Source organism: Streptosporangium sp. NPDC000396 (assembly GCF_042898655.1).
Taxonomy (GTDB): domain Bacteria; phylum Actinomycetota; class Actinomycetes; order Streptosporangiales; family Streptosporangiaceae; genus Streptosporangium.
Genome location: NZ_JBIAZA010000026.1, coordinates 94,032 through 105,820, shown reverse-complemented (window position 1 = coordinate 105,820; position 11,789 = coordinate 94,032). Strand labels below are relative to the sequence as shown.

The following is an 11,789-nucleotide window of genomic DNA, read 5'->3' as shown; positions in this document are numbered from 1 at the left end:
GCACCCGCAACGCGGCCCGGCTCAGAAACGGCGGCGGTAGGCGTCGGCGGCGCGGATCCGGGCCAGCGCCATGTCGGTGGCGGCTTTGCGGGGCAGGCAGCCCTCACGCATGACGCGGTCCACCAGCTCCGCGGTGTTCCTGTGGATCTTCTCCTCGATCGCGGCGAACGCCTGGGTTGGGCCGCCACCCGCGTACTCGACCGCAGCGCAGATCACGCCTCCCGCGTTGCCGATCACATCCGGGACGGACAGCACCGCCCGCTCGTGGAAGATCCGCTCGGCCTCGGCCGTCGCGGGAATGTTGGCGCCCTGAAGGACCACTCGGGCGCGGACGCGTGGCGCGTTGTCCCGCGTGAACACGTCGGGCTGGGCAGCGGGGACAAGCAGGTCACAGGGCATTTCAAGGATGCCGTCGCGAAGCCGGGGGCTGCCGCCCGGGAAATCGGCCACGTGACCACGTGCACGTTTGAAGGCGATCAGCTCGGCGACGTCGAGCCCACCCTCATGACAGGTCGCGCCTCTACTGTCAGACACGGCGACAACGATCGCCCCGCGCCTCTGGAGCATCAGCGCGGCCTGCGCGCCCACGGCGCCGAAACCCTGCACGACCACCCGCGCCCCCTCAAGCTCGATCACCTTGGCCTCGGCCAGCGCCTCGGCGCAACACGCCAGGCCGTAACCCGTGGCACCCAGCTCATCCAGCGGGATTCCACCAAGAACGGAGGGCAACCCCACCGACCGTCCGATCTCGTCGTGGATCACCGCCATGCAGGACTCATCGGTCCCCATGTCCGGGCCGGGAATGAAGTCCGTGAGCTGCTCGATGGCTTTCGCGAACGCCCGCATCTCCCGATCAAGTGGCGCCCCCTCCAAGCTCGGCGCCAGCGTGATCCCGGCCTTGCCTCCGCCGTACGGCAAGCCCGCGACGGCGTTCTTCAAGGTCATCGCCCTGGCGAGACGAACCACCTCAGCCGGGGTCACCGTCGGCGTGAGCCGTACCCCGCCGATCGCGGGCCCCAGAGCCACGTTGTCCACGACGACGACCGCCTCCATCCGTGGCATCGGCCGCAGGAACACCACCTTCGTCGGCCCCAGCTCGTCGACCACCCACCTGACGTCGATCTCACGCATGAAAGGCACCCCCTCCCCGATCCATTTCACAACACCGGACACGATCATGAAGAGACCTTCGCCCCCAGGAACAGGGATCTACGACTTCCCAGGGCGTCGATACTCCGCCGATGGATGCGTCATGTGAGAGCCGTACCGTTCGAGCGCCTCGCGAGGCCTTCCGCAGCTGACAGCACTCATCGCCACGGAGATCATCAGGTGCGAACCAGCAGGTCGTCCAGCGGCTCGTCACGGTGAAGGCGCCCAATGGCATCGGCCAGCAGCGGGGCCACCGAACACACGTCAAGCGGCAACATCGGCGCGACGCTCTGCGCGACACTGTCGGTGACCAGTAGACTCCGGATCGAGGAACGGCTGAGCCGCTCCACCGCCGCGTCCACGAACAACCCATGGGTCGCAACCACGGCGATCTCTGACGCGGCACCATGGCCGAGCAGGATCTCCACCGCCGCCTCGATCGTACCTCCGGTGCTGATCATGTCGTCGACCACGACCGCCGGGCGGCCGTCGACATCACCGATGAGTTCCTCGGCCACGACGCTTCGCCCGGTCAGCCGGGTCTTACCCACCACCGCTACCGGCCGCGACAGTAACGCGGCGTAATGCTTGGCGAGCTTGACCGCGCCAAGATCAGGTGCGACCACGACGGCGCCGCCGGGCACCCGCGCACCAACAGCACCGGCGAGAGCGGGTACGGCCGTCAGCATCTCCACGGGGATGGCGCACACGGCCTCCAGAGCGACCGTGTGCGGATCCACCACGATCAGGCGCTGTGCCCCAGCCGAGGCCAGCGCGTCGGCGATGACACGGATGCCGATCGCCTCCCCGGCCCGCCCACGACGGTCCTGGCGGGCATACCCGAAATACGGTATGACCGCGGTGACTCGCCCAGCACCGGCTCGCCGGCACGCGTCGAGAAGCAACAGCAGTTCCATCACGTGCTCGTTCACAGGCGGCCCCGTGGGCTGAACCAGATAGACGTCCGAACCCCGCACGCCATTCACGACGGGTCGAAGCTCACCATCAGGAAACCGCTCCACCGCCGGCGACGCCGGCTCGGTGTACAGAGCCGCCGCGACGGCACCGGCGAGCGCGCGGTTGGCCGTCCCCGCCACGATCTGCAGAGTCATCGCTGTCCCCTCCGCATCGTGACCGGCTTGGCAGCCGGGCACGCCCGGCGTCCACCTGACCTCATCGAGGGGATCCGGTGGATCAGGTCCCGCCGTACTCTCACCACGATCACCTCCAGTGGAGTGCCAAGGCCCGGGCCACTTCGGGCGCCACCGGCACGCCACCTCTGGGCAGCCCCAGGACAACCACGCTCTCCGCGTCGACAAGCCCACGCACCCGCTCGGCCAGGCGTACGCCCGCATCATGACGATCAACGAACATCCGCCCACCTCGTAACCGGCGACGACAAGACCTCATTCATCAACGTCGACCAGAAAGCCACGTCAGTGGTAGGGCTGAAGGTCCCGATTCAGGACCCCGTATGCGGGAACTGATCGACCGGCTCCGCGGCAAGAGCACTCGGCAGGAGGCGATCGCCCGGCCGGAAGGCCACGTCGGCCTTACAGGTGTGATCACTTTCCGCTGTCCACGGCAGCTGAAACGCTGGACCTGCCGAAGGTCCGGCACCCAAAGGACGGAAGTCCCTGGACTGTTCGTTTGAGCGCGGACGAGGGTGGGGCATGCACAACACTCTCCGCGGAGGTGAATCGCGATGCCCCACCCTAAGCCCGGAATGGGTCTTACGGCCGAAGAACTGCACCCGCTGGAAGTTGAGATGAACCTGCTCAAGGCGCGGATGGAGAAGGTGGAGCAGCAAATGCGGGCACTGGCCGAGGCCAGCCTCGTCCTCGCACGTGGTTTGGAGGCCGGACCACTGCAGGAAGCCGGCCAGGCACAGCCCGAGCACGCCGCCCGGCTCGCCCACGAGTTGTTGCTGGCCGCCGGCCTTGTCCAGCGCGAAGGCGAAACGTCGTGAGCCGCTGACACACCCGGACACCAGTGACAAGGGAAGCTCGCTCGTCAAGCGGTGGTGGCATCCAGGTTGGGGATCGCCGACCGCTCATCCCGCAGCACGCCACCGACGGTCTCGTGTTCGATCAGGATCGCGGTGAGTCGGTCGAGAGCACCGCAGCGGGCACGTAGCAGGGCCGGATCGAGCGTCTCGGGTCGGTTCGTCGCGGCCAGGACGACGATCCCGCTGCTGCTCTGATCGAGGCCGTCCATCTCCCCCAGCAGTTGGTTGAGCGCCTGCTCGCGTTCGTCGTTGCCTCCGGCGACCACCCCGCCACATCGGCCACCGTCCGGGCGGTGAACGTCTTGCCTGTTCCCGGGGAGGCCAACCATGATCACATCCCGGGGTGGCTTCACAGCCCCCTGCGGGCGGGCCCGCAGAAAGGCGCGGTCTGGAGGGAGCGCATGACCTCGCCTCTCGCGGCATACAAGGCAGACGCGAACGGCGCCCCTGTCAAGCGATCCTGACTCCCGTCCACCCTGACATGGGTGCGTAACCTGAGCTGAGAGGGCGGGTGCACGGGGCACCTGATCCATGGCCCAGTGGTAACGCAAGCATCTGACATCCACCAGTGACTCAGAAACATGCGAGGTGTCAACCATGGCAAGGCCGATCGTCGTCGGTGTCGACGGATCGACACCCTCATTTCAGGCTGCGAGCTGGGCCGGTCAGGAAGCCGCGCTCCGCGACGCCCCGTTGCGGATCGTGCATGCCGCCCTGCGGTGGGCCTACGACGTGCCCCTCGCCCCGCAACCCCCCACCTGGGGAGCAGGTGCGGAAGCCGCGGCACAGGAGATGCTCCACCAGGCGGCCGTTCACGCCCAAGCGGGCCGCCTCCGTCTGGAAGTGACAACCGAGATCGTCGACGGCGGAGCGCCGGAGGCGCTCGTCACCGCCGCCGAAGAGGCGCAACTGCTCGTCGTGGGAAACCGGGGGCGCGGCGGATTCGCCGAACTACTGCTGGGCTCGGTGAGCCGGTACGTCGCCGCCCGGGCGCCCTGCCCGGTAGCCGTGGTCCGGCAGCCACACGCCGGTGAGCGCGGTGAGATCGTCGTGGGCGTCACCGGGCAACCCGGCGAGGAACCCGTCCTGGACTTCGCCTTCCACGAGGCCACGCTGCGACGCGCCACCCTGCGGGCCGTGCACGCCTGGAAACACCCCGCCACAAGGGCACCCGGAGACATCCAGCCTCTCGTCTACGACGTCGAGGGCGTCGGCGAAGAGGAAACCCGCCTGCTCGCCGAAATCACCGCCGGGTGGCGCGAGAAGTTCCCCGACGTCACACTCATCGAACACGTCGTTCACGAACACCCAGCAAAGGCCCTGATCGAAGCGTCGGAAGATGCCGATCTCGTGGTCATCGGAGCGCACAGCGGAGCGCGTGCCCTGCTCGGTCTGGGCGCCGTCGCTCATGCCGTGCTGCACCACTCCCGTGTGCCCGTCATCGCGGTCCGTCACTGACCATCCGAGTCGGAAGCGGCGGCCCGGGGAAGAGTCAATACACGGGGAGTCTGCCTCACCCGAGACCACATCGGGGACGGCCCCGCCCGTTCAGCCGGGTCTCGGTCATTTGGGCGGCAGACCTGAGCGCGGAGGCATCGTTGATGAGACCGTGGGCGCAGATCAAGGAAACGCACGCCGGCGTCGTGATCCTCATCGGAGATCATGCTTTCAAGCTCAAGAAGCCGGTGGATCTCGGCTTCCTGAACTTCACCACCCGAGAGGCCCGGCGGGCCGTCTGCCACGAGGAGGTGGAGCTCAACCGGCGGCTGGCCCCGGATGTCTACGAGGGGGTCGCCGACGTGCTCGGCCCGGACGGGGAGGTCTGTGAGCATCTCGTCGTGATGCGGCGCATGCCCGAGGAACGCCGTCTCGCCGCCGTGATTCGCTCGGGGAAACCGGTTGAGGAGCACCTACGCCAGATCGCCCGGATGGTCGCGAGCATGCATGGGCGATCTCGTCACGGCCCACAGATCGACCAGCAGGGAGGAAGGGAGGCGCTGCGGTCCCGCTGGACCGCGAGCTTCGACCAGGTCCGAGCGCTTCCCGACGCGATCCTCGACACCGAGGTGGTCCGAGAGATCGAACGGCTCACGCTGCGCTTCCTCGACGGCCGTGAACCTCTGTTCGCCGCCCGTGTCGACGAGGGCCGAATCGTGGACGGCCACGGCGACCTGCTCACAGAAGACATCTTCTGCCTGGACGACGGGCCACGGATTCTGGACTGCCTTGAGTTCGACGAACGGCTCCGTTTCCTCGACGGCCTTGACGACGCGGCCTTCCTGGCCATGGACCTGGAACGGCTCGGCGCGCCCCGGCTGGCCGAAGTGTTCCTGCACTGGTACACCGAGTTCACCGACGATCACGCCCCTCCCTCGCTGTGGCATCACTATGTCGCCTACCGAGCTTTCGTCCGCGCCAAAGTCGCCTGCCTACGGCAGTCACAGGGGGATTCCGACGCTGTCGGGGAGGCCCGCCAACTCGCCGAACTCACGCTGCGCCACTTGCAAGCGGGCGCAATCACCCTGATCCTCGTCGGCGGACCACCCGGAACCGGAAAATCAACCATCGCCGCCGCCCTCGCCGACCGTCTCGGCTACACCCTGTTGAGCAGCGACCGCATCCGCAAGGAACTCGCCGGCATCGCGCCCGAACAGCCCGCATCCGCCCCTTTCGGCGAAGGCATCTACGGCCAGGAATACACCGAGCGCACCTACAACGAGTTGCTGTCGCGAGCCGAGAGACTGCTTCACCACGGAGAGCCGGTCATCCTCGACGCCTCCTGGATCGACGCCGAACACCGAACAGCAGCCGAGTCCATCGCCCAGCGCACCTCCAGCGACCGCGTGGCCCTGCGCTGCACCGCTCTGCCGCAAGTCACTGCCGAGCGCCTCGCCACCCGTACCGACGGGATCTCAGACGCCGACCAGGAGATCGCCGCAGTCATGGCGGCGAGGATGGCTCCCTGGCCCGATGCGATCGAGATCGATACCAGCGCACCGTGGGACCAGGCATTCGAGCGGGCACTGGCGGCGATCCGCGCTTCCTCGGCGACCGTTCCCTGGCGGTTCCGGCGTCCTCAGCTGGAGCCCGGCTGATCACCTGTGACGCTCAGGCAAGACGAGAGCTATGAGAAGGACCAAGGACCTTCGCCTTCAGGGCTATCGGCCGCAGAACCTACGGCACGCCGCTACGGACACTGGTGAGGATCGAGGAGGAGGCCATGGCCGGTGGGCTGCTCACGGATCTGTATGAACTCAACATGGCGGCGAGCTATCTTCGCCGTGGGATGACGGATACGGCGATCTTCAGCCTGTTCGTTCGGAAACTGCCTCCAGGCCGTGGGTTCCTGGTGACGGCCGGCCTGGAGGACTGCCTGAACTTCTTGGAGGGCTTCGGCTTCAGTGGCGCCGAACTGGACTATCTCGGACGGACCCGACGGTACGGCCGAGACGTCCTGGAGGCGTTCGAACACCTCCGATTCACTGGTGATGTGTGGGCGGTCCCGGAGGGACGCGTGGTGTTCGCGGAAGAGCCGATCGTGGAGGTGAGCGCCCCGATCGCTGAGGCGCAACTGGTGGAAACCGTATTGCTCAACCACATGACGTTCCAGACATCCGTGGCGACCAAGGCGGCCCGGTGCGTGCTGGCGGCCGACGGGGCGCAGATGGTGGACTTCGCGTTCCGGCGCACCCAGGGAATCGACGCTGCGATGACGGTGGCACGGGCCTCGGCGATCGCGGGGTTCTCAGCGACCAGCAACGTCGAGGCGGCCAGGCGGTACGGCCTCCGGGCGGCGGGCACGATGGCGCATTCGTTCGTCGAGGTATTCGGCGACGAAGAAGCCGCTTTCGAGGCGTTCGCTGCCGACTTCCCCGGCGAGAGCACCTTCCTCGTCGACACATACGACACGCTGAGCGGGGTGCAGGCTGCCATCGCCGTAGCCCGCCGGATGCGCCTGTCCGGGCGCGTGGGGGTACGGCTGGATTCGGGAGACCTGGCGGAGTTGTCGCGGCAGACCCGCCGGATGCTGGACGGAGCGGGCCTGCACGAGGCGAAGATCTTCGCCAGCGGCGGGCTGGACGAGTACGCCATCGCCGAACTGGTACGGCAGGGCGCTCCGATCGACGCCTACGGGGTCGGCACCAAAATGGGCGTGTCGGCCGACGCGCCCTCCCTCGACAGCGCCTACAAGCTGGCTGCTTACGGCGGGCGCCCCGTGATGAAGCTCTCCACGGGGAAGGTCACCGCTCCAGGCGCCAAACAGGTCTTCCGCGGAGACTCCGGCGACATCGTGGGCTTGCGCGACGAGCCCACACCCCCTGGCTACCGCCCACTGCTGGCCCCGGTGATGACGGCCGGACGGCGACTCGCCACACCTGAACCGATCGGGGTCATGCGCGACCGCTGCGCCGCAGACCTCGCCCGCCTTCCCGCGTCCGCCCGCGCCCTGCGAGATCCAAAACCGCCCCAGGTTCGATACAGCAGGCAACTGACCCAGCTTTCTCACCGGGTCCGCGGCGAGATCCAGACAGCACTGGCAGGGCGCTCTGCCCATGGGCATGCATCCGATTCCACTGCCACGGCTGATTATCGAGATGGTTCGTCCGGGGATACGCCCTGAGTCCGTCAGAGCTTCCACTCCGCACCGAGCTCGCCGACTTCGGCAGCTTTCGGATTGATCGAGCCCGCTCTGATCGAAGAAGGGGTCTCTTCACCATCGAGCACCACAAACTCATAGATGATCTATGCTGGATCACGAGGTGTGATCGTGCCCATTGCCGTCAAGGCCGTGCAGGGCCGACCGGTAGGCATGATCGCACCACCGCGACAGAGCAATGAGCGTGGTGCAGTACGGCACGGCTCACCGAGCCCAGCACCATCGCACCGATGGCACCGTGCCCCCAGGACCGGACGATGCGTCCATGCCGTGGACGATCCCGCCGGTGTGGGCATGCGCGGGTAGCTGCCAGGCGTAAACGCGCGCAACCCGCAGCCGCGCAGCATAGCTTTCTCGAACGCGTAGGCCAGGGCAGGCTCGCACTCAGCCGACCGGGCAGATGAGGTCGCCCAGCCGCGGTGAACAGGACTTTCGGCCCTGTCCTCCTCTCTTCGCCTCGCCGTAGCGTCCCAGCTGAGAGGACATCTCGGAGGTTGACCATGAAGATGACCGTCAAGGACGTCATGACCACCGACGTCGCCACCGTGGGGCGAAACACGCCGTTCCACGCGATCGCCGACCTGCTCATCGCGCGGGGCGTCAGCGGCGTTCCGGTGCTGGATGACGACGGCCGCGTGCTCGGTGTGGTGTCCGAGGCCGATCTGCTGCGCAAGGAGGAGTTCAAGGAACGCTACTACGGTGAGGGGTACCGGCCGCCGCTGCGCGCCCGGCTCCGCCATCGTCTGGCCGAGAACGGCAATGCCCGACGCAAGGCCGCCGGAGACACCGCCGAGGAGCTGATGACGAGCCCCGCGATCGTCACCGCCCCGGACTCCCCCGTGGTGCTGGCCGCCCGCACAATGGAGCAGCACGGCGTCAAGCGGCTGCCCGTCGTCGCGGCCGATGGCGTCCTGGCCGGCATCGTCAGCCGCCGTGACCTGATCCGCGTGTTCGTTCGCGATGACGCGGAGATCGAGCGCCGGGTCCGCGACGACGTCATCGTGCGGACCCTCTGGGCGAACCCGTCGGATGTGCTGATCACTGCCCACGACGGCGTCGTGACGCTGTCGGGGGAGCTGGAGCTGCACAGCCAGGCCGTCACCGCCGTGCATGTGGCGCGCAACCTCGACGGGGTCGTCGACATGATCGACGAACTCACCTGGAAGAACGACGACATCGTGCTCACCCCACCCGTCTGGGGCGGAACATGAGATCCGCCGTGGCGAAGTCGCCGGGACCGCTGATCATCGAACTTCGAGCCCGGGGCTTTGCCGCCGAACCGGTGATGTGCGAAATCCCAGGAACTTTTGGGCGATCGGCTCCGCACGTTCGACGCGGGTGAGGACTGCCTGCCTCACAGCCGACGGCAAACCCCGCACGGGCGGCGTACGGGACCTCCTGGTCGTCGGTGTCGGCCGGCACGGTCAACGGGGGCCCTGCGGGCCGCCGGTGCCGATGTCGTCGTCGCTGATCTGGCGGAACTACGGCTGGACGGGAGAAGACGTGGATCCCTGGCTCCTCACCTATGACGGCTTCGACCGCGCCCAGGAAGGTCTGAGGGAGGCGCTGACGACACTCGGCAACGGCTACTTCGCCACCCGGGGCGCGGCGCCGGAGGCTCGCGCCGATGGTGTGCACTACCCCGGCACCTACGTCGCCGGTTGTTACGACCGGCTCGTCTCACAGGTCACGGACCGCTCGGTGGAGAACGAAGACCTCGTCAACGCGCCGAACTGGCTGCCCCTGACCTTCCGTGCCGGCGACGGGGACTGGTTCACCCCCGGCCGCGCCGAGATCCTGGCCTGCCGTCACACCCTCGACATGCGCCGGGGGATGCTCACCCGGCTGCTGCGGGTGTGCGACTCCTCCGGGCGGATCACCCGGGTGGAACAGCGCCGCCTGGTCTCGATGGACGACCCGCACCTGGCCGCCCTGACCATGACGATCGTTCCCGAGAACTGGAGCGGGCCGCTGGGGATCCGCTCGGCACTCGATGGGCGCGTCACCAACTCCGGGGTCGCCCGCTACCGCGGGCTGGCCGACCGGCATCTGTCCGGAGTCGCCGCGCACGCCGGAAACGGCGTGATCGAACTGCTGGCGCGCACGCTCACCTCCCGTGTGGAGATCGCGCTGGCCGCCCGCACCACACTCGCCGGAGGACGACACTGTAGCGGCGTCGAGGAGGACCGGGTCACAGACGATCTGGAGATCGAGGTGAGGGCAGGCGAGGAGGTCACCGTGGAGAAGATCGTGGCCCTGTACACCTCCCGGGACCGGGCCATCGCCGACAGCGCAACCGCCGCCAGGACCGCGGTCGTGCGGGCGGGCGGCTTCGGCGAACTCCTCGATCGGCACGTGCGGGCCTGGGACCGCCTCTGGCAGCGGGCGCACGTCACCGTCGAGGACATCGAGGTGCAGCAGATCCTCAACCTGTACGTGTTCCACCTCCTGCAGACAATCTCCCCGCACATCACCGAACTCGACGTGGGGCTGCCCGCCCGCGGCCTGCACGGCGAGGCCTACCGGGGTCATGTGTTCTGGGACGATCTGTTCGTCTTCCCCTTCCTGGCCCCGCGCTTTCCGGAGATCACCCGGGCGCTCCTGAGATACCGGTGGCGCCGCCTGCCCGAGGCACGCTGGTCCGCCCGCGCCGCCGGGCGCACCGGTGCGATGTTTCCCTGGCAGAGCGGCAGCGACGGCCGGGAAGAGACACCGCGCCTACACTTCAACCCCCGCTCGGGCCGCTGGCTGCCTGACCGCTCGCACCTGCAACACCATGTCGGGCTGGCGATCGCCTGCAACGTCTGGCAGCACTACCAGGCCACGAAGGACACCGGCTTCCTGGCGGGTTTCGGCGGCGAGCTGCTGCTGGAGATCGCCCGGTTCTTCTCCTCGCTCGCGACTTGTGAAGGCGGGCGCTACACGATCCGCGGCGTGATGGGCCCGGATGAGTACCACGACGGCTATCCAGGCCGCACCGAGCCGGGCGTGGACAACAACGCCTACACCAACGTGATGACCGCCTGGCTGATGCGCCGCGTCCTGGACATGATCGGCCTGGTCGGCGCCGAAGGAGTGACCAGGAAGGAGGTTGAGTGCTTCACCGCGATGGCCGAGCGGATGCGCGTGGACTTCCACGACGGGGTGATCAGCCAGTTCGAGGGATACGAGACCCTGGAAGAACTGGACTGGGCCGCGTATCGGCACAAGTACACCGACATCCGGCGGCTGGATCGCATCCTCGAAGCCGAGGGCGACACTCCCAACCGCTACAAGGCCTCCAAACAGGCCGACGTGCTCATGCTGCTCTACCTGCTGGGAGCCGAGGAACTCGGCGAGATCCTGACCGGCCTGGGCTATGAATGGAACGCCGGAATGGCGGCCCGGACCGTGGACTACTATCTGGCCCGCACCTGTCACGGCTCCACGCTGAGCGCGGTCGTCCACGCCAGGGTGCTGGCACGCCTGCGCCCCGGCGCCTCCGAACCGTTCCTGGTGGAAGCGCTGAGCAGTGATGTGAAGGACATCCAGGGAGGCACCACCGCCGAAGGGATCCATCTGGGGGCGATGGCGGGGGTCGCCGGCCTGTTCACGGGATCTCCCCAAACAGCGGCCTGTGATCCTTGACGCAAGGATGTCGGGATGCACGCACACGACCAAGCATGATGCCGGTCGGGCCACCCGGCGTACGGCATGCTCACCGGCGAGCACTGCCGGGCAGCGGGCCTGGATAGCTGAACCGGGAGGCCCGCCGCTGCATGTGGTGGACATGGCCGCGGCGCCGGATGGCGGCTTGGCCTCGGTCGCCAACAGGCCGAGCAGCAGTATCTGGTCGCTGATACTCCCCCTGGGGTCCAGGGCGGCGAAACTGATCCGCCCCTCGGCCAGGGTGCCGGTCTTGTCGGTGACCAATACGTCCATGTCGCCGAGACCCTCGATGCAGACCAGCCGCTTGATCAGCACCTTACGCCGGGC

At 67.8% G+C, this 11,789-nt stretch carries 10 protein-coding genes and 1 pseudogene; 7 read left to right on the top strand and 4 right to left on the bottom strand.

Features of this window, described 5'->3' with window-relative positions; genetic code table 11:
• Nucleotides 1–21: 21 nt before the first annotated feature.
• On the bottom strand, nt 22–1,131 hold the full coding sequence (locus ACFY2X_RS34305; RefSeq protein WP_389946831.1) for a Glu/Leu/Phe/Val dehydrogenase: 1,110 nt from the start codon (nt 1,129–1,131) through the stop codon (nt 22–24).
• Nucleotides 1,132–1,325: 194 nt separating this feature from the next.
• Nucleotides 1,326–2,261, bottom strand: coding sequence for a ribose-phosphate diphosphokinase (locus ACFY2X_RS34300; protein WP_389946829.1), 936 nt, complete (start codon nt 2,259–2,261; stop codon nt 1,326–1,328).
• A 118-nt stretch (nt 2,262–2,379) separates the two neighbouring features.
• On the opposite strand from ACFY2X_RS34300, the gene ACFY2X_RS34295 reads away from it, so the two are divergent.
• Both ACFY2X_RS34295 and ACFY2X_RS34290 read left to right on the top strand, forming a co-directional pair.
• Complete coding sequence (locus tag ACFY2X_RS34295) at nt 2,380–2,538, top strand: hypothetical protein (protein ID WP_389946827.1); 159 nt, start codon at nt 2,380–2,382, stop codon at nt 2,536–2,538.
• Nucleotides 2,539–2,917: 379 nt separating this feature from the next.
• Nucleotides 2,918–3,118, top strand: a complete 201-nt coding sequence (locus ACFY2X_RS34290; RefSeq protein WP_389946825.1) for a hypothetical protein — start codon at nt 2,918–2,920, stop codon at nt 3,116–3,118.
• Between the two features lie 161 nt (nt 3,119–3,279).
• On the opposite strand, the pseudogene ACFY2X_RS34285 reads toward ACFY2X_RS34290, so the two are convergent.
• Nucleotides 3,280–3,414 (bottom strand): annotated as a pseudogene (locus tag ACFY2X_RS34285) (AAA family ATPase); the annotation flags it as partial.
• 340 nt (nt 3,415–3,754) lie between these two features.
• Between ACFY2X_RS34285 and ACFY2X_RS34280 the strand changes: the two are divergent.
• From ACFY2X_RS34280 to ACFY2X_RS34270, 3 genes are all read left to right on the top strand, one after another.
• Nucleotides 3,755–4,615, top strand: a complete 861-nt coding sequence (locus ACFY2X_RS34280) for a universal stress protein (protein WP_389946823.1) — start codon at nt 3,755–3,757, stop codon at nt 4,613–4,615.
• Nucleotides 4,616–4,758: 143 nt separating this feature from the next.
• Nucleotides 4,759–6,252 (top strand): AAA family ATPase, encoded by a 1,494-nt coding sequence (locus ACFY2X_RS34275; RefSeq protein WP_389946821.1) that lies wholly within the window; start codon nt 4,759–4,761, stop codon nt 6,250–6,252.
• 104 nt (nt 6,253–6,356) lie between these two features.
• Nucleotides 6,357–7,778, top strand: coding sequence for a nicotinate phosphoribosyltransferase (locus ACFY2X_RS34270; protein WP_389946819.1), 1,422 nt, complete (start codon nt 6,357–6,359; stop codon nt 7,776–7,778).
• 160 nt (nt 7,779–7,938) lie between these two features.
• On the opposite strand, the gene ACFY2X_RS34265 is transcribed toward ACFY2X_RS34270, so the two are convergent.
• Nucleotides 7,939–8,037, bottom strand: coding sequence for a universal stress protein (locus ACFY2X_RS34265; protein ID WP_389946817.1), 99 nt, complete (start codon nt 8,035–8,037; stop codon nt 7,939–7,941).
• Nucleotides 8,038–8,314: 277 nt separating this feature from the next.
• Between ACFY2X_RS34265 and ACFY2X_RS34260 the strand changes: the two genes are divergently transcribed.
• Together ACFY2X_RS34260 and ACFY2X_RS34255 are read left to right on the top strand one after the other, a co-directional pair.
• Nucleotides 8,315–9,025 carry a CBS domain-containing protein gene (locus ACFY2X_RS34260; RefSeq protein ID WP_389946815.1) on the top strand — a complete coding sequence of 237 codons (711 nt, stop codon included), beginning with the start codon at nt 8,315–8,317 and terminating at the stop codon, nt 9,023–9,025.
• Between the two features lie 292 nt (nt 9,026–9,317).
• Nucleotides 9,318–11,441 (top strand): glycoside hydrolase family 65 protein, encoded by a 2,124-nt coding sequence (locus tag ACFY2X_RS34255; RefSeq protein ID WP_389946891.1) that lies wholly within the window; start codon nt 9,318–9,320, stop codon nt 11,439–11,441.
• Nucleotides 11,442–11,789 lie beyond the last annotated feature (348 nt).